The organism is Variovorax sp. GW821-FHT06D12 (assembly GCF_059419205.1).
Window position 1 is genome coordinate 638,579 of record NZ_JBWKRI010000002.1, and the last position, 24,826, is coordinate 663,404.

The following is a 24,826-nucleotide window of genomic DNA, read 5'->3' on the forward strand; positions in this document are numbered from 1 at the left end:
CCGGCTTTGCCGGGCCGCTGGTGTCGCCCCCGGAAGGGGGTTGCCGAAGCGACACGAAGTGCGCGAAGGCTGGGGGAGAGCTTCATCACGCGATCTTGAAACGAGCCACCGAGCGACGCAGTTCTTCGGCCATCTGCGAGAGCTCGCGCACCTGCTGGGCCGTGGTCCGCGTGCCTTCTCCGGTCTGTTCCGTCACCGCAAAAATGTGCTGGATGTTGGCGGCCACCACGTTGGCCGAATCGGCCTCGCGGGAGGCGGACTGCGAAATCTGCTCGATGAGGTCAGCGAGTCGGCGCGACACGCGGTCGATCTCGGACAGCGCGGTACCCGCGTTGTCGGACAGCTTGGCCCCTTCGACCACACCCTGCGTGGAACGCTCCATGGCGCCCACCGCATCCTGCGTGTCGGTCTGAATCGCCTTCACCAGCGCCGAGATCTGGCGCGTGGCGTCTGCGGAGCGTTCGGCCAGTCGCTGAACTTCTTCCGCCACCACCGAGAAGCCCCGGCCGGCTTCACCGGCGGATGCCGCCTGAATGGCGGCGTTCAGGGCCAGCACGTTCGTCTGTTCGGTAATGTCCGAGATCAGCTCGGTGATTTCGCCAATCTCTTGCGACGATTCGCCCAGGCGCTTGATCCGCTTGGAGGTTTCCTGGATCTGGTCGCGGATGGAGTTCATACCGCCGATGGCGTTCTGCACGGCCTGCAGGCCCGACGATGCGGCTTGCAGCGACTGGCGCGCCACCGTGGCGGACTCTTGCGCTTGCGAGGACACGCCGTTGATTCGCTCGGCCATGGTCAGCACCGACTGGCCGGTTTCGCGAATTTCGCGCAGCTGCTCGGTTGAGGCGGCGAGCAGTTCGGTCGAGGTGTTTTCCACCTGCGACGTCGTCTGCGCCACGCGGGTCGCCGTGTTCTGCACGTTGCCCACCAGCAAACGCAGTTCTTCCACCGTGTAGTTCACCGAGTCGGCGATGGCGCCGGTGATGTCCTCGGTCACGGTCGCTTCCTGCGTCAGGTCGCCTTCGGCCACCGTTTGCAGTTCGTTCATCAGGCGAAGAATGGCGGCCTGGTTGGCGTTGTTCACGCGGCCGGCTTCTTCGGACGCTTGCTCGGCAGCCAGACGCTCGCGTTCGGCGACGGCGGCACGTTCGCGGCCTTCGCGCACCTGCACGAAACCGATGGCGCCGGCGAGCGCCAGGGCGGCCAGCGACAGCACGAACAGCAGCACGATGGTGCCGGCGCCCAGGCCGGTGCGTGCCGAGAGCTTCTCTTGCAGTTCGCCCAGCGACTTACGCAGCGGCTCGCTGTCGGTCAGGATGGACGCCTGTGCTTCGCGCGCGGCCACCAGGCCTTGCAGGTTGCCCAGAATGGCCGAGGCCTGCGTGCGCATCTGCTCGTAGGTCTTCAGGATGGCTTCGAGCTGCTGGCGCGTCTGCGGGTCTTTCGAGCCGGGGAAGCGCTGCTGTGCGTTGCCGTCGAGCAGGCCGCGGGTGGTTTCCTGGAAGGTGTTCAGGTCCTTGCCCAGCAGGAACACGGCGTCGGGGTTCACGCCTTCGACCGTGAAGAACTCGTTGGTCGACTTGCCGATGCGCTGCGTCAGCATCACGAGCTGGCCGGCGGCCGAGATCTCGGGCAGCGTGGCGTTCTGCTGCATCTTCAGCGACGCGACGGTTTCCGTCATTTCGAGCAGCGTGGACGACTGCTGATTGATGTCGCGCAAGGCGGCGCCCACCTGCGTCAGGATCTGGCGCTGGGCCAGCACGGCCTTGGCACTGGTGTCGGCGCGGGCGACCAGCGGGTTGATCTTGTTCATCTCCTCGTCGTACTGGTTGCCGACGGCTTCCAGGCGCAAGGCGTCGTCGCCGTTGGTCAGGCCCTGCACGCGGCGCGAGAGGTCGTCGGCGCTGTCCTTCACTTCGACGAACGCCGAGGCGCTGCCGACGAGGGCCTGCGAGATCGACTTGGCCAGGCGCTGCGACTGCATCAGCGACTGGCCGGTGGCCGCCACCTGCTGCGCGAGGCGTTCCGCGCGAAGGATGGCGGAGCCGGCCACCAGCAACAGCGCCAGCACCACGATGGCCAGCATGATCGCCAGCACGCGCTGCTGCTTGGCGGGGTTGGCCCCCATGCCGCCGCCCGCGGCGGGAGCCAGCGGCACCGCTTCGAGCGTGGCCGCGTTGGCGGCTTCGACGGACGCCGGGTCGCCCAGCGCGTCGATGCCGCCGAAGCCGGTGTCGGCTGTGGCGGCGGATGCACCCTCGCCCTTCTTGGCGAGGCGGATCGTTTTTTCGTCCGGAACCTGAACCGTGTCGACATCGTCGAGCGATATCGAACCGGAGCCGTCGACGCGGGCCTTGTCGTTCCCGTTGGTCGCGGGGAGTAATTTCTTGAACTTGTCGGCGATCGAGCTCACGGTCGGTCCTTCAGGTGGTTGCCAGTGCCATGTGCCGAAGCACTACGCACCAATACTCAAAAACTGGGGTTGCTGCGAAAGCGCCTGCAGGTTGACTTCCTGCCAGCGCTCTCCTGCTGCGTCGGTGTACAGATGCCCGTGCCAGGCCGGGGCCTCTGCGCCCGGAGCGTCGGCGGCCGTGAAGGCCTCCGCACCCCGCAACCCCGCCAGTCGATCGACCAGCAAAGCGCAGTTGACTTCGAGCAGCTCGTTGAATGCCACGAGCCGCGATTGGATGCGTGCCGCCTCGGTGGCGGCGGGGGCGCCCGGCGCACCGGACGCAAACGCCGACAACTGCACGACGCCGTACAGGCCGCCGCGCAGGTTGGCGACGCCGAGGAACCAGGGCTCCGTGTAGGGCACGGGCTGGGGCGGCGTCCAGGGAAAGATTTCGCCGGCGTGCGCCAGCGGAAAGAGGTACTTGCCCTCACCCGCCTCGACCGCCAGCCAGCTCGCGGCCACGCCCGTGGTGCGCGCGGCCTGGAGGCGGCTCGCAAGCCGGGACTGGAAGGCGCGCAGCGCGTCGCGATTCGCCATGGAGTGCGCAGGTTGCCGCTCAGGCGAGCGCGCTGATCTTGGACATCAGATCGGCCGCGTTGACCGGCTTCACGATGTAGTCGCGTGCGCCCTGGCGCATGCCCCAGACACGATCGGTTTCCTGGTTCTTGCTGGTGCACAGGATGATCGGAATGGCGGCGTACTTCGGGTCGCGGGCGATGGCGCGCGTGAGCTGGAAGCCGTTCTGGCCGGGCATGACCACGTCCATGAGGATCAGGTCGGGGTGGTCTTCCTCGAGACGGCGCATCGCGTCGTCGGCGTTTTCGGCCGTCTTCACGGAGAAACCGTTCTTCTGGAGGAGGTCGGTCAGGAACACCAGTTCCGTCTTGGAGTCGTCGACGACGAGGATTTTTCGAATGGGCATTACTGCACTTCCTGTTGAACAATGCCAAACTGCTGCACGGCCTGCAGCAGCTGGTCTTTGGTGAATGGCTTGGTGAGATAGTCCTGGGACCCGACCATGCGGCCGCGGGCCTTGTCGAATACGCCATCTTTCGAAGACAGCATGACGACCGGGACATTGGAGAAATGCGCGTTGCGCTTGATGATGGCGCAGGTCTGATAGCCGTCGAGGCGAGGCATCAGGATGTCGCAGAAAATCAGGTGAGGCTTGTGGTCGTTAACCTTGGAGAGCGCGTCGAAGCCGTCTTCCGCGAGAAGAACCTCGTGCCCACCCTGCTTCAGAAAAATCTCGGCACTGCGCCGGATGGTGTTGCTGTCATCGATGACCAGCACCTTGTAACCAGATCCATTCGGGCCCATTGCAAACGCTCCTGCTCATGAGACTTGGATGCCCGCCGCGCCGAACATCGACGCAGATCGCGTAGCCCTATGCCATGCTTGTCAGATCTCAACCATTTCGAAGTCTTCCTTGCGCGCACCGCACTCAGGACAGGTCCAGTTCATCGGCACATCGGCCCAGGCCGTGCCTGCCGCGATGCCGTCTTCCGGTACACCAACCGCTTCGTCATAGATCCACCCACAAATCAGGCACATCCAAGTTTTCGTGTTCATCGGAGCTTAAAGTCCTTGTTCATTAAATGCAACGAGTGTATCTATGCGTATCTCACTGGCAGACCGTAAACGTCGCGCCTATGCCACCATCCAGGGGATTTCGCTAGGCGTATGACCATCTACTTACATCCAGACGAGAACGCCCGTAACCCGGGCAATCTTAACGACCCCCCGCAGGACGACGAGGCGCTGAGCGAACGCGACCTGAATCCCCCCTGCGTGCTGGTGTTCAATGCCAGCGATCCGAGCGGCGCGGGCGGCCTGGGCGCGGACGCGTTGGCCATGGGATCGGTGGGCGCTCACATCCTGCCGGTGGTGACGGGCGCCTATGCGCGCGACACGGCCGAGATCTTCGACCACTTCGCCTTCGAGGAAGAGGCCGTGGCCGAGCAGGCGCGCGCCATCCTGGAAGACGTCGAGGTCCAGCTGATCAAGGTCGGCTTTGCCGGCACCCCCGAGGCGCTGAGCACCATCGCCGAGACCGCCGCCGACTACCCGGACGTGCCCGTGGTGGCCTACATGCCCAACCTGTCGTGGTGGGACGAGAACCTCATCGAGGCCTATCTCGACGCTTTCCGCGACCTCGTGCTGCCCCAGACCACGGTGTTGGTTGGAAACCACAGCACCCTGTGGCGCTGGCTGCTGCCCGACTGGAGTGGCGAGCGCCCGCCCGGCGCGCGCGACATCGCCAAGGCCGCCGGCGAGTTCGGCGTGCCCTACACCCTGGTCACCGGCATGGTCTTGCCCGACCAGTTCATCGACAACGTGCTGGCCTCGCCGCAGTCGGTGCTGGCCAGCGAGAAGTACGAACGGCTCGAAGCCGTCTTCGCCGGCGCGGGCGACACGCTCTCGGCCGCGCTCGCCGCCCTGCTGGCCAGCGGCACCGACCTGGTCGCCGCCACGACCGAAGCGCTCGCTTACATGGACCGCTGCCTCGACGCGGGCTTTCGCCCCGGCATGGGCCACGTGCTGCCCGACCGCCTGTTCTGGGCCGAGCCCGAGGACGACGAAGACGATGACGACGCGCCCGACACCCCTCCCGATTTCGCTTTACCCCCGCACGACACGCGACACTGATGACTGACCAGAACGACATTCTTTTCGAGCGCGCCCGCGCCGTGATCCCCGGCGGCGTGAACTCGCCCGTGCGCGCCTTCAAGGCCGTCGGCGGCACGCCCCGCTTCATCCAGCGCGCGCAAGGCGCCTATTTCTGGGACGCCAACGACAAGCGCTACATCGACTACATCGGCTCCTGGGGTCCGATGATCCTGGGCCACGGCCACCCCGCCGTGGTCGAAGCGGTACAGAAGGCCGTGCTCGAAGGCTTCTCGTACGGCGCGCCGACCGAGCGCGAGATCGAGTTGGCCGAAGCCATCCTGGCCCTGGTGCCGTCGATGGAGATGGTGCGCCTCGTGAGCTCGGGCACCGAAGCCGCCATGAGCGCGCTGCGCCTGGCGCGCGGCGCCACCGGCCGCAAGACCATCGTCAAGTTCGAAGGCTGCTACCACGGCCATGCCGACGCGCTGCTGGTGAAGGCCGGTTCCGGCCTCGCCACCTTCGGCAACCCGACCTCGGCCGGCGTGCCGCCCGAGGTGGTGCAGCACACGCTGGTGCTCGAGTACAACAACCTGCGGCAGCTCGAGGAAGCCTTCGCGCTGCACGGCAAGGACATCGCCTGCCTGATGATCGAGGCGATCGCCGGCAACATGAACTTCGTGCGCGCCACGCCCGAATTCGCCAAGCGCTGCCGCGAGCTGTGCACGCAGCACGGCGCGCTGCTGATCTTCGACGAGGTGATGACGGGCTTCCGTGTCGGCCTGCACGGCGCGCAAGGCGTGCTGGGCATCACGCCCGACCTCACGGTGCTCGGCAAGGTGATCGGCGGCGGCATGCCGCTGGCGGCCTTCGGCGGCCCGCGCGCCATCATGGAACAGCTCGCGCCGCTGGGCCCGGTCTACCAGGCCGGCACGCTGTCGGGCAACCCGGTGGCCACCGCCTGCGGCCTGGCCACGCTGAAGGAAATCTCGAAGCCCGGCTTCTACGAAGCGCTGGCCCAGAAGACGCGCACGCTGGTCGACGGCCTGAAGGCCGCCGCGGCCGCCGAAGGCCAGCCCTTCAACGCCGACAGCGAAGGCGGCATGTTCGGCTTCTTCCTGATGAACGAACTGCCGCAGAACTACGCGACGGTGATGACCACCGACAACGCCCAGTTCAATGCGCTGTTCCACGGCCTGCTCGATCGCGGCGTGTACATCGCGCCGGCACTCTACGAAGCCGGCTTCGTGAGCGCCGCGCACAGCGAGGACGACATCACGGCCACCATCGCCGCGGCGCGCGACATCTTCAGTAAGCGCTGACGCGCGCCTTCCCCGCTCAGGCGGGGTCGACCGCCGCCACCGGCCCGGCCTCGGCTTCGAGCACCTCGGCCGCGGCCAGGCACAGGTCTTCGCGGAAGCGGTCGCTCACGAGCTGCACGCCCGTGGGCAGCCCGTGGCGCAGCCCCATCGGCACCGACAGCCCCGGCAAGCCCAGGATCGCGGTGGACAGCAGCGGGCTCTGCGCATCCAGGATCTCCCGCATCGCGGCGCTGCCGCGCTGGTCGGCGTCGACCGGGAACGGATGGCGCCACGACACGGGCATCAGCAGCAGCGGATGTCGTTGAAGGAACAGCGCCCATTCACGCATCAGGCCCGTGCGCGCAGCCAGGGCGCGCATATAGCTTGCTGTGTCGAACTGCGGCGCGTGCGCATCCATGGCGCGGTAGGCCTGGCGGATGGTGTCGTCGCCATCGCGCATCAGCGCCTCTTCCACCAGCAGCCGGCTGTCAGCCATCGTCAATGACAACCAGAGGTCGGCCGTCTCGCGCAGGCGCGGCGGCTGCGCGGGCTCGACGCGGTAGCCGGCGCGCTCCAGCCGGCGCGCGGCGCGCTGCAACGCATCGGCCACCTCGGGGTCGCAGGCGTAGCCGGGCAGCTCGGTGCACAGCGCCACGCTGACGGGGCTGCCCGACGTGGCCGATTCCAGCGGCGCGGGCGCCCACCACGGGTCGCGCACATCGCGCTGCGCCATCGCGGCGAAGGCCAGCCGCAGGTCGCGCACGCTGCGCGCCAGCGGCCCTTGCACCGATGTGAGCTGGACCACCATCGGCCGCTCGCCCGCACCTGACGGATTGAAGGCCGGCACGCGCCCGAAGCTCGGGCGCAGGCCGTACACGCCGCAGGCGTAGGCCGGGTAGCGGATCGATCCGCCCTGGTCGTTGCCGTGCGCGATGGCGCCGATGCCGACCGCGACCGCCGCCGCCGCGCCACCGCTCGAACCGCCCGGCGTGACCGCAGCGTCGTGTGGATTCAGCGTGCGCCCGTGCGCTGCGTTGTCGGTGAACCAGCGCATCGAGAACGCGGGCGTGTTGGTGCGGCCGACCATGATCGCGCCGGCGCGCTGCAGGTTCGCCACCACGGGGCTGTCGTCCTTCGCCACGACGCTGCGGTAAGCCTCCACGCCGTTGGTGGTGGCGTGGCCGCGCTGGTCCACATTGACCTTGATGGTGACGGGCACGCCGTGCAGCGGCCCGGTCGCTTCACCGCTCGCCAGTGCCGCGTCGGCCTGCGCCGCCGCGCCCAGCGCTTCGTCGGCGCAGCGGTCGACCACGGCGTTCAGCTGCGGGTTCACCGCGTCGAGCCGCGCCAGGCTGCTGCGCACCGCCTCGACGCACGAGACCTCGCGCGCCTTGATGCGCCGCGCCAGGTCGGCGGCTTCCAGTTGCCAGAGTTGCATGCGTTGTCTCCTTGAGAAAAATGAAATCGATCGATCGATCGGACGTGCGTCAGTCGCCCTTGACGCCCGCGCGCCGCACGGCGTCGGCCCAGCGCGGCTTCTCGCGCTTCATCAGCGCGCTGAGTTCCTCGGGACTCGAAGGCAATGCCTCGATCGACAGCGCGGCGTTGGCGCGCACCACGGCCGGGTCGGCCAGCGCGGTGCGCAATGCGGTGTTGAGCCGGTCGACCGTCTTGCGCGGCGTGCCCGCCGGCGCCATCAGCGCGCCCCAGGCCACCACCTCGAAACCGGGCACGCCGCTCTCGGCCACCGTCGCCACCTCGGGCAGCACGCCGGCGCGCTTCGCACTGGTCACGGCGATCGCCTTGACCCGCCCTTGCTGGATGAACGGCAGCACCGCCGAGATGTTCTCGATGGTCACGTCGAGCTGGCCGTTGACCATGTCGCCGACCGCCTGGGTGCCGGTCTTGTAGGGCACCTGCACCATCGTCAGCCCGGTCTCGGCCTTCAGCAGCTCGCCGGTCAGGTGGCCCGCGCTGCCGATGCCGGGCGAGCCGGCCGAGAGCTTGCCGGGATGCTCGCGCCCGTAGGCGATGAGCTCCTGCAGGTTGCGCACCGGCAGGTCCTTGCGCACGATCAGCACGTAGGCGTTGCTCGAGATCAGGCCGACCGGCACCAGGTCTTTCTCCGGCGCGTAGGGCAGCTTCGAGAAGAAGGCCGGGTTGATGCTCAGCGTGACGAGGTTGCCGTAGCCGACCGTGTAGCCGTCCGGCGCGGAGGTGGCCAGCGCCTGCGTGCCGACGATGCCGCCGGCGCTGGGGCGGTTGTCCACCGCCAGGGCCTGGCCCAGCTCGCGCCCCATGGCGTCGGCCACCGGCCGCACCGCGACGTCCACGCCCGACCCGGCGGCGTAGGGCACGATGAATTTCAACGGGCGCTCGGGAAACTGGGCCGAGGCGCCCAGGGCAACGGCGGCCAACCCGGCCAGGACGGTGCGGCGGGTCCACGCGAATGAGAGTGCAGGCACGAAGCGATCTCCTGTGAGAGTCCCGCCGCTCACCATGAGACGACCGGTGCGCAAAGTCTAGAAATCGGCCGCGCGCCGGAAAAGACAATCGCTTGTCGCGATGACAACCTGCGTTTGTCTGGGGATCACCCGGTGGCGCCGGGCGGCAGAATGCGCCGCATGAAGGACCACCAGCTCAAGGCCTGGCTGCGGCTGGCCGACACCGGCAGCATCCGCGCCGCCGCGCGCAGCCTGCACCTGAGCCAGGCGGCAGTGACCAAGGCGATCCGCGAACTCGAGGCCGAGGTCGACGCCCAGCTGGTGCTGCGCAGTTCGCGCGGCATCGAGTTCACCGAGTGCGGCCGCCAGCTCACCGTGCGCGCGCGGCTGGCGCACCAGCAGCTCGAACTCGCGCGCCAGGACATCCGCATCCTGCAGGGCAGCCAGCACGGGCGCGTGGCCGTCGCGGTGACGCCGATGGTGTTCCTGGGCGTGCTGCCCGAGGTGGTGCGCGCCTTCCGCAAGGCCATGCCGCATGCGCAGCTCAAGCTCTTCGACGGCCTGATTCCCCAGGTGCTGCCGCTGCTGCGCGAAGGCACGATCGACTTCGCGGTGGCGGGCCCGGTCGCCGCGGCGCTCGACGCCGACTTCGCGTTCGAACGGCTCGACATGATCGAGATGGCGGTGCTCTGCCGGCGCGGCCATCCGCTGAACCGCGCCACCCGATGGGAAGAAGTGGCGGGCGCCGAATGGCTGATGCACCTGGCGCCGGGCAGCCAGCACACCTTCCTGCTCGAGCAGTACGCCGCGCAGGGCCTGCCGCTGCCGGAGCATCGCATCGAGGTGGCGTCGTTCGGCGTGAGCTGGGGCCTGCTGACCCGCAGCGACGCGCTGATGGTCGGGCCGGCCGGCATGCTCACGATGCCGCCGTATGCCGATCTGGTGGAGCGCGTGCCGCTCGCGATGCCGGTGCCGCCGCTGGAGCTGGGCATCGTCTCGCCGCGCGGCAAGCCGCTGTCGCTGGCGGCGCTGCGGCTGGCCGAGCTGTTCCGCAAGTACCTGGCGCGGCCCGCCTGAGCGATGTCATCGTTTTCGCGATCGCCGCGTGTATATTGCGCCGGCGTTCGCGGGGCCGCTCCCACGCACGCAGACCCAAGGGAAGCCGTCATCGCAGCCACCATCGAAGCCGCGAGACAGACCAATTTCAGGATGCCCCGCCCATGACCCCCTTGCGCATGCTGCCGCTGCTGAGTGCCCTTCTTTTGCCGGGCCTCGCGCTGGCGCAGTCCTTCGAGCCGAAGAACATCTGGGTCAACCCCGGCTTCTACTCGGCCCACTTCGACAGCGGCAAGGGCCTGGAAAACGCCAACCCGGGCCTGGGCTTCGAGTACCCGCTGAACGACACCTACCGCGTCACGGCCGGCACCTTCCACAACAGCAACCGACGGCAATCGCACTACGTCGGCCTGTACATCCTGCCCTTCGAGTTCTACGGCGTGAAGTTCGGCGCGGTGGTGGGCGGCTTCGACGGCTACCCCGACTACCGCAACGGCAACTGGTTCCCGGCCATCATTCCCACGGCCGCCATCGAGGGCAAGAACTGGGGCCTGAACATCGCCTACGTGCCGACGATCAGGAACCGCCTCTACGGCGCGATCAGCTTCCAGCTCAAGTACCGCTTCGGCACGCACGAGTAGCGGCCACAAAAAAGGCCAGGGCCGCGCGAGCGACCCTGGCCTTGTTCGGGCAGGCCCCGCAGGGCCGCAGGCTCAGTGCCGGAAGTGGCGCACGCCCGAGAACACCATCACCACGCCGCGCTCGTCGGCCGCGTCGATCACTTCCTGATCGCGCATCGAGCCGCCCGGCTGAATGACGCAGCCCGCGCCCGCATCCACCACCACGTCGAGACCGTCGCGGAACGGGAAGAAGGCGTCGCTCGCCACCGCCGTGTCCTTCAGCGACAGGCCCGCGTGCTCGGCCTTGATGCTGGCGATGCGCGCCGAATCGAGGCGACTCATCTGGCCGGCGCCCACGCCCATGGTCATGCCGTCGGCGCAGAACACGATCGCGTTGCTCTTGACGTACTTCGCGACCTTCCAGGCGAACAGCAGGTCTTGCAGCTGCTGCGGCGTGGGCTGCTTCTTGCTGACCACCTTGAGGTCGGCCAGTGCCAGCTCGTGGTTGTCGGCGGTCTGGATCAGGAGGCCCGAGCCGACGCGCTTGACGTCCATCGCGTTGCGGCCGTTGTCCCAGTCGGTGGCGCCACCCTGGGGCAGCGCGATCTCGAGCACGCGCACGTTGAGCTTGGCCTTGGTGGCCTGGAACACTTCGAGCGCCTCGGGCGTGTAGCCCGGTGCCATCAGCACTTCGACGAACTGCTTGTTGACGGCCTGCGCGGTGGCGAGGTCGACCGGGCGGTTGAAGGCGATGATGCCGCCGAAGGCCGAGGTCGGGTCGGTCTTGAAGGCCTTGCTGTAGGCCTCGAGCGCGTCGGCGCCCACGGCCACGCCGCAGGGGTTGGCGTGCTTGACGATCACGCAGGCCGGCTCGGCGAAGCTCTTCACGCATTCCCACGCCGCATCGGCGTCGGCGATGTTGTTGTAGCTGAGCTCCTTGCCCTGCAGCTGCTTGGCCGACACGAGCGAACCGGGCGCCGGGTACAGGTCGCGGTAGAACGCGGCCTGCTGGTGCGGGTTCTCGCCGTAGCGCAGGTCCTGCACCTTCACGAAGCGGCCGTTGCTCTGCGCCGGGAACAGCGAGCGCGTGGGCGCGGGCTGGCCGATGCTGGCGTCGAAGTCGATGGCCGAGAGGTAGTCGCTGATCGCGCCGTCGTAGTCGGCGATGCGGTTGAACGCGGCCACCGAGAACGCGAACTTGGTCTTGTCGCTGAGCTTGCCGTCGGCCTTGAGTTCGGCCAGCGCCACGGCGTACTGCGAGGCGTCGGTGAGCACGCCCACGTCCTTCCAGTTCTTGGCCGCGCTGCGCACCATGGCCGGGCCGCCGATGTCGATGTTCTCGATGGCGTCTTCCAGCGTGCAGCCGGGCTTGGCCACTGTGGCTTCGAACGGATACAGGTTGACCACCAGCAGGTCGATGGTGTCGATGCCGTGCTCCTTGATCGCAGCGACGTGCGCGGGCAGGTCGCGGCGCGCCAGCAGGCCGCCGTGGATCTTCGGGTGCAGCGTCTTCACGCGGCCGTCGAGCATTTCGGGAAAGCCGGTGTGGTCGGCGACCTCGGTCACCGGCAGGCCGGCGTCGGCCAGCAGCTTGGCGGTGCCGCCGGTGGACAGCAGCTTGACGCCCAGGCCATGCAGGGCCTGCGCGAATTCAAGGATGCCGGTCTTGTCGGAAACGGAAAGGAGTGCGGTCTGAGCCATGGGATATGCCGTGGAGTTATTTCAAAAGTTTGTGCTCGACCAATTTCTTGCGGAGCGTGTTGCGGTTCAGGCCCAGCCATTGGGCGGCCCGGGACTGGTTGCCTTCGGCGCGCGTCATGACGACGTCGAGCAGGGGTTTCTCGACCACGCGCACGAGCATCTCGTACATGCCGTCGGGTTCGGTGCCCCGCAGATCGCGAAAGTAGCTGTCCAGACTGCTGCGAACGCAGTCCTCGATGTGTTTCTTGCTCATTGCTTCTTCTCTTTTTGTCTTCGCTCAATCGACGGCGCAGGCCGTCTCCTCTTCTCCCGCCGGCTCCTCGTCTGCCGTCGGGGCGGGCATGCGGTCCATGCGGTCCGCAAGCCCCTGGAAATAGTCGTCGACCGCGCGCAGCTGGCCGGCGCAGTCTTCGATGGCGTTCATCCGTGCGCGGAACGCCTCGCCGTCGGGCAGCGCGCGCACATACCAGCCGATGTGCTTGCGCGCCGTGCGCACGCCGCTGAACTCGCCGTACAGCGCGTAGTGCTCCACCAGGTGGTCGAGCAGCAGCCGGCGCACCTCCGCCACCAGCGGCGGCGCCAGGTGGGTGCCGGTGTCCAGGAAGTGCGCGATCTCCCGGAAGATCCACGGCCGGCCCTGCGCGGCGCGGCCGATCATCACGGCGTCGGCGCCCGTGGCCGCGAGCACGTCGCGCGCCTTCTCGGGCGAGCGGATGTCGCCGTTGGCCACCACCGGCACGCGCACCGCGGCCTTCACGGCGGCGATGGTGTCGTACTCTGCGTGGCCCTTGTAGCCCTGCTCGCGCGTGCGCCCGTGCACGGTGAGCATCTGCACGCCGGCCGATTCGAAATCGCGTGCGAGCTTCACCGCGTTGCGGTGGTCTTCGCTCCAGCCGGTGCGCATCTTGAGCGTGACCGGCACGTTGAATGGTTGCGCCGCGTCGACCACGGCCTGCACGATTTCGAGGGCCAGCGGCTCGTCGCGCATCAGCGCCGAGCCGGCCCACTTGTTGCAGACCTTCTTGGCCGGACAGCCCATGTTGATGTCGATGATCTGCGCGCCGCGCTCGATGTTGTAGACCGCGGCCTCGGCCATCATGGCCGCGTCGGTGCCGGCAATCTGCACCGCAATGGGGCCCGGCTCGCCGTCGTGGTTGGCGCGCCGCGAGGTCTTCAGCGTGTTCCAGAGTTCCTTGCGCGAGGTGACCATCTCGCTGACCGCATAGCCCGCGCCGAGTTCGCGGCACAGCATGCGGAAGGGCCGGTCCGTCACGCCGGCCATGGGCGCGACGAACAGCCGGTTTTCCAGCGTGTGGGTGCCGATCTGCAAGGTCATGGGAAGGAGTGCTGTGCGGGTCGGCTGCTGAAAAATGAGGCACGATTGTAGCCACGTGGCATTTCAGCGACTGAAACGATTTACGCCTTTTTGCGCTTGCGACACAGGCGTAAACACCAGTATTTCGCGGGGCCTTCTCCCACGCGCTTGCGACGTGAGCGCTGCCTATACTTCGCCGACCTTATGCAAGCCTGGCTCGACGCACTCCTGGCGCTCCTCGCGCTCCCCCAGTACGGACTTTCGACGCTGTTCATCGCGGCCTTCGTGTCGGCCACGCTGCTGCCGGTGGGCTCCGAACCGATCCTGTTCGGCCTGCTGAAACTCAACCCCGAGATGTTCTGGCAGGCCATCGCCGTGGCCACCGTGGGCAACACGCTGGGCGGCGCGGTCGACTGGTGGATGGGCTACGGCGCGCACAAGGTGGCCGACAAGTACTCGCACTCGAAACACCACCTGCGCGTGCTCGGCTGGCTCGAGCGGCTGGGCCCGAAGGCCTGCCTGCTGAGCTGGCTGCCGATCGTGGGCGACCCGCTGTGCGCGGTCGCCGGCTGGCTCAAGCTGCCGTTCTGGCCCTGCGTGGGCTACATGGCGATCGGCAAGTTCCTGCGTTACGTCACCATGACCTACGCGCTTCTATACGTCTTCCCGTCATGAAGCGCGCGATCGAAAAAACTCAGCTCAGCAGTTCGTAGGGGCCACCGCGTTCCAGCGCGCGCTGGTAGGCCGGCCGCGCATGGATGCGCTCCAGGTAGGCCATGAGCTTGGGCCGCCGCGCATCGAGCCCGCCGCGCGCCTGCGAGGCTTCGACCACGAAGCTCATCTGGATGTCGGCGCCCGTGAATTCATTGCCCGCGAACCACTCGCTGCGGCCGAGTTCGGCCTCCATGAAATTCAGATGGCCCGTGATGTTCGGATGAATAAAGGCCGACTTCGCCTTCGCCGCGATGGCCTTGGCGATCGGCTTGGCAAAGAAGGGCATCTTGCTCGTCTCGATCCGGTCGAACACCAGCTTGAGCAGCAGCGGCGACATCGCCGTGCCTTCGGCGAAGTGCAGCCAGTAGCGATAGCGCAAGGCCTCGGGCGAACCCGGCGCGGGCGCGAGCCGGCCCTGGCCGTAGCGCTCGATGAGCGACTCGATGATCGCGCCCGATTCCGCCAGCGTCGCGCCGTCATCGGTCGTCACCACCGGCGACTTGCCCAGCGGATGCACGGCCTTCAGCGAAGCGGGCGCCAACATGGTCTTGGGGTCGCGCTGGTAATGGACGATCTCGTAGGGCAGCTCGAGTTCTTCGAGCAGCCAGAGCACACGTTGCGAGCGCGAGTTGTTCAGGTGATGGACAGTGAGCATGGCGAATGAAGGCCTTCCGGCAGAGGATGCAGCGGGCGCGCAGTCTAACCACAACACGCGCGGGCTTCAGGCGCCCGCTGCGACAGCGTCATCGCCTACGGCAAACCGTAGGGCCGCTTCCTACACTGACCCGGATGGCCCCTCACTTCACGCGGCGCCGCCGCACCTCGCTGTTCATCACCGGACTCTGGCTCGGCCTTGCGGCCTGCCAGGCCTGGGCACTCACGCCCGAGGAGGTGTTCCGCAAGGTCGCGCCCGCTGTCTGGACCGTGAAGGGGGAACGCGGCAACAACCAGACCGCCATCGGCAGCGCGGTGGCCGTGACCCCGGGCGCGCTGGCCACGGCCTGCCATGTGGTCGACGGTGCCGTCGCTGTCACCGCGGAGCAGGGCCCGACCACGCTGCGCATCGCCCGCATCGTGCGCGACCCCGACCCGTCACGCGACCTGTGCGTGCTCACGAGCGAAACGCCGCTGCAGTTGCCCGCCGTGCAGATCGTGCCCGCCGCCGAGTTGCGCGTCGGCCAGCGCGTGTTCGCCGTCGGCAGCCCCCATGGCCTCGAACGCACGCTGAGCGAGGGCCTGATCTCGGCGCTGCGTCCGCGCGCGCCCGGGCAACTGCCGATCGTGCAAACGTCGGCGCCCGTGTCTTCAGGCTCCAGCGGCGGCGGGTTGTTCGACACCGAGGGCCGGCTGGTCGGCGTGACCGACAGCGTGGCGCCCGGCGGCGCGAACCTTGGCTTTGCCTATCCGGCTCAATGGGTGATGGAACTGCCGCAGCGCGTGACCACGGAGCTGGCGACATGGCGCGACCTGCTGAAAAGCACCGGCGTGGTGTTCGGCCCCAACGGGGAACCCGCGCCTTCCGGTCACGCCGAGCTGTCGGACCTGCAGGCCCTGCCGTCCATCGGCGCCGACCCGACCCCGGTGCGCAACGCCTACCGCCAGTTCCTGCTGCAGGCCCGGCCCCGGATCTTCCTGATCACCGGCGACCAGAAGTTCGGCACCGCGACCAGCTCGGCCGCGCTGACCGAGCATCTGAAAGGCTGCACTGAACGCAAGGTGACGTGTGCGGCCTATGCGGTGGACGACACGGTGGTGTGGGGCAAGCAGAAGACCAACTGATCGACGAGGCAAGCGACAGCGAAGCCCCTTCGTGAAACACCGAGGAACCGGCTTCGCCGGGCCTCAGGTGTTGCCCCCGGTAGGGGGTTGGCGTAGCGACACGAAGTGCGCGCAGCCTGGGGGCGAGCTCAATTACGAGCTGAACAGGAAGTTCATCACGTCGCCATCCTTGACAACGTATTCCTTGCCTTCCGAACGCATCTTCCCCGCGTCCTTCGCGCCCTGCTCGCCCTTGAAGGCGATGTAGTCGTCGAACGCGATGGTCTGGGCGCGGATGTAGCCCTTCTCGAAGTCGCCGTGGATCACGCCGGCGGCCTGCGGGCCGGTGTCGCCGATGTGGATGGTCCAGGCGCGCACTTCCTTCACGCCGGCGGTGAAGTAGGTCTGCAGGCCCAGCAGCTTGAAGGCGGCGCGGATCAGGCGGTTCAGGCCCGGCTCTTCCTGGCCGATTTCGGCGAGGAACATCTTCTTGTCTTCGTCGTCCATCTCGGCCAGGTCGGCTTCGATCTTGGCGCAGATGGCGACCACGGGCGCGCCCTGCTTGGCGGCGTACTCGCGCAGGCGGTCCAGGTAGGGGTTGTTCTCGAAGCCGTCTTCCGACACGTTGCCCACGAACATGGCGGGCTTGGCGGTGATGAGCGTGAAGCTCTTCACCAGCGGCAGCTCTTCCTTCGTGAACTCGAGCGCGCGCACCGGCGTGTTCTCGTTCAGCGCGGCCTGGCAGCGTTCGAGCAGGCCGACGAGCTTCTGCGCGTCCTTGTCGCCCGAGCGGGCGACCTTGGTGTGGCGGTGCAGCGCCTTCTCGACCGTGGCCAGGTCGGCCAGGCAGAGTTCGGTCTGGATCACTTCGATGTCGGAGATCGGGTCAACCTTGCCGGCCACGTGGATCACGTTCTCGTCGTCGAAGCAGCGCACCACGTTGACGGTGGCGTCGGTCTCGCGGATGTGCGCCAGGAACTTGTTGCCCAGGCCTTCGCCGGTGCTGGCACCGGCCACCAGGCCGGCGATGTCGACGAACTCGACGATGGCGGGCACCACGCGCTCGGGCTTGACGATCTCGCTCAGCTGGTCGAGCCGCGGATCGGGCACTTCCACCACGCCCACGTTGGGCTCGATGGTGCAGAACGGATAGTTTTCCGCTGCGATGCCGGCCTTGGTCAACGCATTGAAAAGGGTGGATTTACCGACGTTGGGCAGGCCGACGATGCCGCATTGCAAACTCATGGGAGGTCCTCTTGGGTAACCCCCGATTTTAGGCTGACCGGGTTCTCCCCCGGGCCAGGCGCCCTTCCCGCCACGCCGGCGCGCCCTTTTTCCAAGGCGCTCGACTCCGCCCGAAAGCCCTCTGGCAGCGGCTTCGAGGGCTGAAAGGCTCAGGGTTTGACCCGACTGGCAAACGTTTGCGCAAACGTTTCCCTCGATTAACATCGGAGCCCCCGGCACAGACCGGCGTTCCGCTCTGACCCCTCATTTCAGGAGACATCCACCATGAAGTTCACCCGCCGTACCCTGCAAAGCGCTGCCGCATTGACCTTGCTGGGCGCCATCGCCGGAACGCCTGCCTTCGCGCAGGACAAGCCGAAGGTCGCGCTGGTCATGAAGTCGCTGGCCAACGAGTTCTTCCGCACCATGGAAGACGGCGCCAAGGCGCACCAGAAGGCCAACGCCGCGCAATACACGCTGGTGGCCAACGGCATCAAGGACGAGACCGACACCGCCGCCCAGATCAAGATGGTCGAGCAGATGGTGGCGCAGAAGATCAACGCGCTGGTCATCGCCCCCGCCGATTCGAAGGCGCTGGTGCCGGTGATCAAGGCAGCCATCGACAAGGGCATCCTGGTCGTGAACATCGACAACCGGCTGGACGCCGACGCCCTGAAGGAAAAGGGTATCCAGGTGCCCTTCGTCGGCCCCGACAACCGCGCCGGCGCCAAGCTGGTGGGCGATGCGCTGGCCAAGGAGCTGAAGTCGGGCGACAAGGTCGGCATCATCGAAGGCGTGTCGACCACCTTCAATGCGCAGCAGCGCACGCTGGGCTACCAGGACGCCATGAAGGCCGGCGGCATGACCGTGGTCGGCGTGCAGTCGGGCCAGTGGGAAATCGACAAGGGCAACACCGTGGCCGCCGGCATGATGCGCGAGCACCCCGACCTGAAGGCCCTGCTGGCCGGCAACGACAGCATGGCGCTGGGCGCGGTGGCCGCCGTCAAGGCCGCGGGCAAGACCGGCAAGGTGCTGGTGGTGGGCTACGACAACATCGGCGCCATCAAGCCGATGCTGAAGGACGGCCGCGTGCTCGCCACGGCCGACCAGTTCGCCGCCAAGCAGGCCGTGTTCGGCATCGAGACCGCGCTGAAAGCCATCGCCGACAAGAAGAAGCAATCGGAAATGCCGGCTGAAGTGAAGACCGACGTGGTGCTCGTTACCAAGTCCTCCAAGTAAGCCGCTCCGCTCCCCCTAAAAAGAAGAAGACCTCGTTTTGACTGCCGCACCCGACGCCGCCATGAATCCGCACTTACCCACCGCCGTGCTCTCCTTGAGCACCGTGGGCAAGGACTACGCGGCGCCGGTGCTCGACGGCGTTTCGCTCGAACTGCGCGCCGGCGAAGTGCTCGCCCTCACGGGCGAGAACGGCGCGGGCAAGAGCACGCTGTCGAAGATCGTCTGCGGGCTGGTGCAGCCTACGCGCGGCGGCATGCTGCTCGATGGCCAGCCCTTCGCGCCGGCCTCGCGCCGCGATGCCGAGCGCCTGGGCGTGCGCATGGTCATGCAGGAACTCGGCCTCGTCACGACGCTGTCGGTGGCCGAGAACCTGCTGCTCGACCGCCTGCCGCACAAGAGCGGCTGGATCCGCCGCGCCACGCTGCACGAGCTGGCCGAGCGCCAGCTCGCCAAGATCGGCCTGGACGGCATCGACCCGGCCACGCCGGTGGCGCGGCTGGGCATCGGCCAGCAGCAGATGGTGGAGATCGCGCGCAACCTGCAGGACGACACGCGCGTGCTGGTGCTCGACGAGCCCACCGCCATGCTCACGCCGCGCGAAACCGCCCACCTGTTCGAGCAGATCGAACTGCTGAAGCTGCGCGGCGTGGCGATCGTCTACGTGTCGCACCGCCTCGAAGAGCTGCAGCGCATCGCCGACCGCGTGGCGGTGCTGCGCGACGGCAAGCTGGTCGACGTGCGCGCCATGGCCGGCGTTCGCGAATCCGAACTGGTGCAGCGCATGGTCGGGCGCGCGGTGCACGAGCACGAAGGCCGCGCGCGCCGCGTGGCGGGCCCGGTGCTGCTGAGCGCCCGCGGCATCGGCCGGGCGCAGGTGGTGCGCGACGTCGATCTCGAACTGCGCGCGGGCGAAGTCATGGGGCTGGCCGGCCTGGTCGGCTCGGGCCGCACCGAGCTCGTGCGGCTGCTGTTCGGCGCCGACCGCGCCGACCGCGGCGAGGTCGTGCTGCACGACGGCACGCCGGCCGCGCAGCCCGTGCGGCATGCGCGCAAGGGCTGGCGCTCGCCGATGCAGGCCATCCGCGCGGGCATCGGCCTCGTCACCGAAGACCGCAAGTCCCAGGGCTTGCTGCTGTCGCAGCCGATCCGCGTCAACGCCACGCTGAGCGACCTCGGCGCGATCTCGCATGCCGGCTGGCTGCGCCGCGCCAAGGAACGGCAGATTGCGCGCCGGCTGGTGGAGCTGCTGCGCATCCGCTCGCGCAGCATCGAACAACCCGTGTCCACGCTCAGCGGCGGCAACCAGCAGAAGGTGGTGTTCGCGCGCTGGCTGCACCGCGAATGCAAGGTGCTGCTGCTGGACGAACCCACGCGCGGCGTGGACGTGGGCGCGCGCGCCGACCTGTACGCCGAGCTCGACCGCATGACCGACGCCGGCAAGGCGCTCCTGATGGTGTCCAGCGACCTGCGCGAGCTGATGGCCATGTGCGACCGCATCGGCGTGATGAGCGCCGGCCGGCTGGTCGCGGTGTTCGAGCGCGGCGAGTGGAGCGAACAGTCGCTGCTCGCCGCCGCCTTCAGCGATGCCACGGGCCGTGTGCCCGGCTCCCCGGCGGATTCCGCCCCTTCTTCCGCAGCCTCCGCCCCGACTTCCGCCGACGCCTGACGACCATGAACGCAGCCTCTCCCTCTTCTCCTGCTTCCGCCGCCGCCGGCAAGCCGCCGTCCGCGCTCAAGGGCCAGCTCGGCACCTACCTGGGCCTCACGGTCGTGCTGCTGGGCATGATTGCGCTCTTCGGCTCGATGAGCGAATACTTCCTCACGCGCGAGACCTTCATCTCCATCGCCAACGAGATCCCGGCGCTGGCCGTGATGGCGGTGGGCATGACCTTCGTGCTGATCATCGCGGGCATCGACCTGTCGGTGGGCTCGGTGCTCGCGCTGAGCGCGGCCGTCACGGCCGCCGCCATCCTCGAATGGAAGCTCTCGGTGCCGCTGGCCGCCCTGCTGGGCCTGGCCACCGGCCTCATCTGCGGCACGGTGACGGGCGCGGTATCGGTCGCCTGGCGGCTGCCGAGCTTCATCGTCTCGCTGGGCATGCTCGAAGCCGTGCGCGGCGGCGCCTACCTGGTCACCGACTCGCGCACGCAATACGTGGGCGACGCCATCTCGGGCCTGGCCGCGCCATGGATCGGCGGCATCTCGGCCGCCTTCGTGCTCGCGGTGGTGCTGGTGGCCGTGGGGCAGCTGGTGCTCACGCGCTCCGTGTTCGGTCGCCACGTGGTGGGAATCGGCACCAATGAAGAAGCCATGCGCCTGGCGGGCATCGACCCGCGGCCGATCCGCATCATCGTCTTCGCCGTGACCGGCCTCTTGGCCGGGCTCGCGGGCCTCATGCAGTCGGCCCGCCTCGAAGCGGCCGACCCGAACGCGGGCGTGGGCATCGAACTGCAGGTGATCGCGGCCGTGGTCATCGGCGGCACCAGCCTCATGGGCGGGCGCGGCTCGGTGGTCAACACCTTCTTCGGCGTGCTGATCATCGCGGTGCTCGAGGCCGGCCTGGCGCAGGTGGGCGCGAGCGAGCCGAGCAAGCGCATCATCACGGGCGCGGTGATCGTGGTGGCCGTCATCATCGACACCCTGCGCCAGCGCCGGGCCGATCGTCGACTGGCCTGAGCTTCCACAGGAACAAGGACAACCATGGCCACCATCAAGGACGTCGCCCTCCAGGCGGGCGTTTCCGTCACCACCGTGTCGCACGTCGTCAACGACACGCGCCACGTGAGCGCCAAGGTGCGCGAGCGCGTCGAGCTGGCGATCCGCGAACTGGGCTACGTGCCCAACGCGATGGCGCGCAGCCTCAAGAGCAACACCACCTCGACGCTGGGCATGCTCATTCCCAACAGCTCGAACCCCTACTTCGCCGAGATCGTGCGCATCGTGGAAGACCGCTGCTTCGGCGCCGGCTACACGCTGGTGCTGTGCAACACCGACGACGAGCCCCGGCGCCAGAGCGTGTACCTGCAGGTGCTGGCCGAGCGCCGCATCGACGGGCTCATCGTGGTGTCGACCGGCGCCGACGAAGACGACTCGCTCGCCACCCAGCTGCGCGGCCTGCGCATTCCCACCGTGCTGGTCGACCGCGAGATCGCCGACCCGGCCTGCGACCTGGTGGAAACCGCCCACATGCAGGGCGGTCTGCTCGCCGTGCGGCACCTGCTGTCGCTGGGCCACAAGCGCATCGCCTGCATCGGCGGGCCGCTGGGCGTGACGTCGAGCGAGCAGCGCATCGAAGGCTGGCGCATGGCGCTGGCGGAAACCGGCTCCGCGCCGAACGCCGACGCGCTGCTGTGGCGCGGCGGCTTCACCAGCCAGGGCGGCTACGAGGCGATGCACGCCATCCTGCGCACCGAGCAGAAGCCCTCGGCCGTGTTCGTGTGCAACGACCTGATGGCCATCGGCGCGCTGCGCGCCGCGCATGAAAGCGGCGTGCGCGTGCCCGACGAACTGTCCATCGTGGGCTTCGACGACATCGAACTGTCGGCCTACACCAGCCCGCCGCTCACCACCGTGGCCCAGCCCAAGGAGCGCATCGGCGCGCTGGCGGTCGACATGCTGCTGGAGCGCATGGGCGGCAAGCGCCGCGACGCGCGCAAGGTCGTGCTGCAACCCGAGCTGCGCGTGCGCGCCTCGACCGCGCGCCACGCGGGCTTTCGCGAAACCGGCGTGACGCCCGCCCCTTCCATTACCGCCACACCTTCCAAGTCCCGCACCTCGTGAGCCTTCAGCCTCTTTCTTCCTCCACGCCGCCGCGCATCGTGGTGCTCGGCAGCCTGAACATGGACATCGTGCTGCGCGTGCCGCACGCGCCGGCCGCGGGCGAAACCCTGCTGGGCCGCTCGATCGACGCCATCCCCGGCGGCAAGGGCGCCAACCAGGCCGTGAGCTGCGCACGCCAAGGCGCGCAGGTGCAGATGATCGGCTGCGTGGGCGACGACGCGCACGGCGCGGCCCTGCGCGAGGCGCTCGCGCGCGACGGCATCGACACCGCCGCGCTGCGCACCGTGGCGGGCGAGCCGACCGGCACGGCGCTCATCCTCGTGGAAGACAGCGGCCAGAACCGCATCGTGATGATCCCCGGCGCCAACGCGCGCGTCGCCATCGACGAAGCCTCGCTGACGCAGCAGGTGCAGGGCGCGGCCTTCCTCGTCGCGCAGTTCGAGACCCCGATGGACCAGGTGACACGCGCCATCAACGCCGCGCACGACGCGGGCTGCGCGGTGATGCTCAACCCCTCGCCGGTGCAAGCCATCGCCGAGGCGCTCTGGCCCCGCATCGACACGCTGGTGGTCAACGAGATCGAGGCGCAGACCCTGTCGGGCCAGAACGCCGACAGCCCCGAAGAAGCCGCGCAGGCCGGTCAGGCGCTGCGCGCGCGCGGCATCGCCCGCGTGGTCGTGACGCTGGGTTCGCGCGGCGCCGTGGCGGTCGACACCGACGGCGCGCGCCACCATCCCGCGCCGAAGGTGCAGGCGGTCGACACCACCGCCGCCGGCGACACCTTCCTGGGCGCGCTCGCCGTGGCGCTGGGCGAAGGCCAGTCCTTCGACGAGGCCGTGCGCCTGGGCATCCGCGCCGCCGCGCTGTGCATCCAGCAGCCCGGCGCCCAACCCTCCATTCCGCTGCGCGACGCCGTGCTGCGCAGCCCCTTGCCTCCCGACTGGATCACGCTGTGAAACGCTCTCCCCTGCTGCACGCCGAACTCTCCCACGTCATCGCCTCGATGGGCCACGGCGACATGCTGGTGATCGGCGACGCCGGCCTGCCCATTCCCGACGGCCCGCGCCGCATCGACCTGGCCGTGGCGCGGGGTGTGCCGGGGATCAGCGATGTGCTGAAGGCGGTGCTGTCCGAGATGCAGGTCGAGGCCATCGTCGTGGCCGACGAAGCGCTGCAAGGCGATGCGAAGGCGCTGCCAGGCTGGTACCCGCAGTCGCTCGGCATCGCACCGCAGACGGTGCCGCACGAGGAATTCAAGCGCCGCAGCGCGAAGGCTCGCGCCATCGTGCGCACGGGCGAATGCACGCCCTACGCGAACATCATCCTGATCGCCGGCGTGAAGTTCTGAGGCTCTGAGCGACTGCCCACGGTCTGTCTGGGGTCAGATCGGGCATTGCTCAGGGCGCGCTCACGCCGACGGGGCACCTTGCTCCGCGAATGTCCTCCGGCCTGCGGCCTCCCCCTTGATTTCGCTGCGCAAGGCACCCCATCAGCGTGAGCGTTGTTCGCAGCAGTCGTTGATCGCCCGCAAACGCAGAGCGTGCCCTCGTGCGCAGGGCATCGGGTGCTCCCCGCAGCGAAATCAAGGAGGAGCCGAAGGCGGGGGACATTCGCGGAGGGAGTACCCGGTGTCCTGTGCACGCACCCCGAGTTGACCGCACGCCGCTCAGGCGCGCGCCATGCCCTTCACTCGAAGCGGTAGTTCGCGCCGACGGACTGCCCCACCTTGAGCAGGTGCTCCACGCCCTGCACCACGATGCAGTTCATGCCGAAGGTGATGCCGCCGTCCACGCGCGCGTCGGCGCGGTAGGTGCGCAGCATGTCGCCGACCTCGGGGCTGCTGAGGGCGGTGGCGGGGTCGATGTCGGGAATGGGGCAGCGCGTGCAGGGCTTGACCGGGCGCAGTTCGGCTTCGCCTTCGCCGGTGGTGACGTGCAGCGCCTCGACCCGGTCTTCGTCGTGCGACTCGATACCGGCCAGCACGATGTTCGGGCGGAAGCGCTCGATGCCGACCGGGTCGTGGCCCGCCGCCGCCAGGCGCTCGTTGAGTTCGGCGATCGAGCCTTCGCTGGCCACCAGCAGCGGGAAGCCGTCGGCGAACTGGTTCAGCGCCTCGACGCCGTCGGTCCACTTCAGGCTCGACAGGCGCTGGTGCTCGGGGTCGAAGCGCACCAGGCGCAGCGTCTGCGGCTTGCCGGGCTCCGAGAGGAAATCGCTGAACCACTGCGCCGCGATGTCGCCCATGTCGTAGGCCGCCACCTCGTCCTTCCACACGCGCACGCGCACCGGCTGCTCGACGCGGTCGAAGGCCAGGTGCAGCGCCAGCATGCCGGGCGCGCGCAGCACGACCTCGGTGTGCTTCATCTGCGGCTGGATGAGTGCCATGCGCGGCAGCTGCCGCTGGGTGACGAACTCGCCCTGCGCGTCGACCACCATCCAGGCGCGGTCGAACTCCAGGCCGGTTTCGGTGAGCAGCATCTCGTCGAGCTCGACGCCGGCACACGACTTGACGGGGTACACGAACAGGCGGGCGATGGTGGCCTGGAGATCGAAAGCGGGCGGCTGCGACACGGTGGGGGGTTCCTTTGAGATCGCCGGCCATTCTCCTGCATGAA

General features: G+C 68.3%; 25 protein-coding genes. 12 read left to right on the plus strand and 13 right to left on the minus strand.

Annotated elements, in window-relative coordinates:
* Positions 1–85: 85 nt before the first annotated feature.
* The 5 genes from AC07SQ_RS09430 to AC07SQ_RS09450 form a co-directional block, all read right to left on the minus strand.
* Positions 86–2,413, minus strand: coding sequence for a methyl-accepting chemotaxis protein (locus AC07SQ_RS09430; protein WP_095948039.1), 2,328 nt, complete (start codon positions 2,411–2,413; stop codon positions 86–88).
* Positions 2,414–2,455: 42 nt separating this feature from the next.
* Positions 2,456–2,989 (minus strand): chemotaxis protein CheW, encoded by a 534-nt coding sequence (locus AC07SQ_RS09435; RefSeq protein WP_062479111.1) that lies wholly within the window; start codon positions 2,987–2,989, stop codon positions 2,456–2,458.
* Positions 2,990–3,008: 19 nt separating this feature from the next.
* Positions 3,009–3,374 carry a response regulator gene (locus tag AC07SQ_RS09440; RefSeq protein WP_062479114.1) on the minus strand — a complete coding sequence of 122 codons (366 nt, stop codon included), beginning with the start codon at positions 3,372–3,374 and terminating at the stop codon, positions 3,009–3,011.
* Entirely contained in the window at positions 3,374–3,772 is a 399-nt protein-coding gene (locus tag AC07SQ_RS09445; protein ID WP_021012487.1) for a response regulator, read from the minus strand. Before AC07SQ_RS09445 ends, AC07SQ_RS09440 begins: the two co-directional genes overlap by 1 nt.
* Before the next feature lie 81 nt (positions 3,773–3,853).
* Complete coding sequence (locus AC07SQ_RS09450; protein ID WP_007838397.1) at positions 3,854–4,024, minus strand: rubredoxin; 171 nt, start codon at positions 4,022–4,024, stop codon at positions 3,854–3,856.
* Positions 4,025–4,135: 111 nt separating this feature from the next.
* Between AC07SQ_RS09450 and thiD the strand changes: the two genes are divergently transcribed.
* A complete protein-coding gene (gene thiD / locus AC07SQ_RS09455; RefSeq protein ID WP_159272902.1) occupies positions 4,136–5,101 on the plus strand; it encodes a bifunctional hydroxymethylpyrimidine kinase/phosphomethylpyrimidine kinase in 966 nt (321 codons plus the stop codon).
* A complete protein-coding gene (gene hemL / locus AC07SQ_RS09460; RefSeq protein ID WP_495272040.1) occupies positions 5,101–6,381 on the plus strand; it encodes a glutamate-1-semialdehyde 2,1-aminomutase in 1,281 nt (426 codons plus the stop codon). The genes thiD and hemL overlap by 1 nt, the downstream gene beginning before the upstream one ends.
* 16 nt (positions 6,382–6,397) lie before the next feature.
* Here hemL and AC07SQ_RS09465 read toward each other — a convergent pair whose 3' ends face one another.
* Both AC07SQ_RS09465 and AC07SQ_RS09470 read right to left on the minus strand, forming a co-directional pair.
* The gene (locus AC07SQ_RS09465; RefSeq protein ID WP_495272039.1) at positions 6,398–7,798 is read right to left on the minus strand and encodes an amidase family protein; all 1,401 of its coding nucleotides are present in this window, start codon (positions 7,796–7,798) and stop codon (positions 6,398–6,400) included.
* A gap of 49 nt (positions 7,799–7,847) precedes the next feature.
* A complete protein-coding gene (locus AC07SQ_RS09470; RefSeq protein WP_255221165.1) occupies positions 7,848–8,825 on the minus strand; it encodes a Bug family tripartite tricarboxylate transporter substrate binding protein in 978 nt (325 codons plus the stop codon).
* Positions 8,826–8,984: 159 nt separating this feature from the next.
* On the opposite strand from AC07SQ_RS09470, the gene AC07SQ_RS09475 reads away from it, so the two are divergent.
* Together AC07SQ_RS09475 and AC07SQ_RS09480 are read left to right on the plus strand one after the other, a co-directional pair.
* A complete protein-coding gene (locus AC07SQ_RS09475) occupies positions 8,985–9,881 on the plus strand; it encodes a LysR substrate-binding domain-containing protein (RefSeq protein WP_062479122.1) in 897 nt (298 codons plus the stop codon).
* Between the two features lie 143 nt (positions 9,882–10,024).
* The gene (locus AC07SQ_RS09480; RefSeq protein ID WP_062479124.1) at positions 10,025–10,501 is read left to right on the plus strand and encodes a hypothetical protein; all 477 of its coding nucleotides are present in this window, start codon (positions 10,025–10,027) and stop codon (positions 10,499–10,501) included.
* Positions 10,502–10,573: 72 nt separating this feature from the next.
* Here the strand turns inward: AC07SQ_RS09480 and purH are convergent, their stop codons facing one another.
* From purH to dusB, 3 genes are read right to left on the minus strand one after another with little or no spacing between them, the layout of a single operon-like run.
* Complete coding sequence (purH, locus tag AC07SQ_RS09485) at positions 10,574–12,181, minus strand: bifunctional phosphoribosylaminoimidazolecarboxamide formyltransferase/IMP cyclohydrolase (protein ID WP_495272038.1); 1,608 nt, start codon at positions 12,179–12,181, stop codon at positions 10,574–10,576.
* A 16-nt stretch (positions 12,182–12,197) separates the two neighbouring features.
* A complete protein-coding gene (locus tag AC07SQ_RS09490) occupies positions 12,198–12,434 on the minus strand; it encodes a Fis family transcriptional regulator (RefSeq protein ID WP_056577757.1) in 237 nt (78 codons plus the stop codon).
* A gap of 24 nt (positions 12,435–12,458) precedes the next feature.
* Complete coding sequence (gene dusB / locus AC07SQ_RS09495; protein ID WP_070062764.1) at positions 12,459–13,517, minus strand: tRNA dihydrouridine synthase DusB; 1,059 nt, start codon at positions 13,515–13,517, stop codon at positions 12,459–12,461.
* 183 nt (positions 13,518–13,700) lie between these two features.
* Here dusB and AC07SQ_RS09500 point away from each other — a divergent pair, with 183 nt between their 5' ends.
* Complete coding sequence (locus tag AC07SQ_RS09500; RefSeq protein ID WP_062479132.1) at positions 13,701–14,171, plus strand: YqaA family protein; 471 nt, start codon at positions 13,701–13,703, stop codon at positions 14,169–14,171.
* 19 nt (positions 14,172–14,190) lie between these two features.
* Here AC07SQ_RS09500 and AC07SQ_RS09505 read toward each other — a convergent pair whose 3' ends face one another.
* Positions 14,191–14,865, minus strand: coding sequence for a glutathione S-transferase (locus tag AC07SQ_RS09505; RefSeq protein WP_159279323.1), 675 nt, complete (start codon positions 14,863–14,865; stop codon positions 14,191–14,193).
* Positions 14,866–14,999: 134 nt separating this feature from the next.
* Between AC07SQ_RS09505 and AC07SQ_RS09510 the strand changes: the two genes are divergently transcribed.
* Positions 15,000–15,989 carry a trypsin-like peptidase domain-containing protein gene (locus AC07SQ_RS09510; RefSeq protein WP_495272037.1) on the plus strand — a complete coding sequence of 330 codons (990 nt, stop codon included), beginning with the start codon at positions 15,000–15,002 and terminating at the stop codon, positions 15,987–15,989.
* 132 nt (positions 15,990–16,121) lie between these two features.
* On the opposite strand, the gene ychF is transcribed toward AC07SQ_RS09510, so the two are convergent.
* Complete coding sequence (gene ychF, locus AC07SQ_RS09515; protein ID WP_062479140.1) at positions 16,122–17,213, minus strand: redox-regulated ATPase YchF; 1,092 nt, start codon at positions 17,211–17,213, stop codon at positions 16,122–16,124.
* A gap of 264 nt (positions 17,214–17,477) precedes the next feature.
* Here ychF and AC07SQ_RS09520 point away from each other — a divergent pair, with 264 nt between their 5' ends.
* The 6 genes from AC07SQ_RS09520 to rbsD all read left to right on the plus strand — a co-directional run bounded on the left by AC07SQ_RS09520 (position 17,478) and on the right by rbsD (position 23,559).
* On the plus strand, positions 17,478–18,431 hold the full coding sequence (locus AC07SQ_RS09520; RefSeq protein WP_062479141.1) for a sugar ABC transporter substrate-binding protein: 954 nt from the start codon (positions 17,478–17,480) through the stop codon (positions 18,429–18,431).
* 61 nt (positions 18,432–18,492) lie between these two features.
* Positions 18,493–20,097 (plus strand): sugar ABC transporter ATP-binding protein, encoded by a 1,605-nt coding sequence (locus AC07SQ_RS09525; protein ID WP_495272036.1) that lies wholly within the window; start codon positions 18,493–18,495, stop codon positions 20,095–20,097.
* Between the two features lie 5 nt (positions 20,098–20,102).
* On the plus strand, positions 20,103–21,107 hold the full coding sequence (locus AC07SQ_RS09530) for an ABC transporter permease (protein WP_062482008.1): 1,005 nt from the start codon (positions 20,103–20,105) through the stop codon (positions 21,105–21,107).
* A 24-nt stretch (positions 21,108–21,131) separates the two neighbouring features.
* Positions 21,132–22,211 carry a LacI family DNA-binding transcriptional regulator gene (locus AC07SQ_RS09535; protein WP_495272035.1) on the plus strand — a complete coding sequence of 360 codons (1,080 nt, stop codon included), beginning with the start codon at positions 21,132–21,134 and terminating at the stop codon, positions 22,209–22,211.
* Positions 22,208–23,167 (plus strand): ribokinase, encoded by a 960-nt coding sequence (gene rbsK, locus AC07SQ_RS09540; protein WP_495272034.1) that lies wholly within the window; start codon positions 22,208–22,210, stop codon positions 23,165–23,167. Before AC07SQ_RS09535 ends, rbsK begins: the two co-directional genes overlap by 4 nt.
* Positions 23,164–23,559 carry a D-ribose pyranase gene (gene rbsD / locus AC07SQ_RS09545; protein WP_495272033.1) on the plus strand — a complete coding sequence of 132 codons (396 nt, stop codon included), beginning with the start codon at positions 23,164–23,166 and terminating at the stop codon, positions 23,557–23,559. Before rbsK ends, rbsD begins: the two co-directional genes overlap by 4 nt.
* Before the next feature lie 338 nt (positions 23,560–23,897).
* On the opposite strand, the gene AC07SQ_RS09550 is transcribed toward rbsD, so the two are convergent.
* A complete protein-coding gene (locus tag AC07SQ_RS09550) occupies positions 23,898–24,782 on the minus strand; it encodes an MOSC domain-containing protein (RefSeq protein WP_495272032.1) in 885 nt (294 codons plus the stop codon).
* Positions 24,783–24,826: the final 44 nt, after the last annotated feature.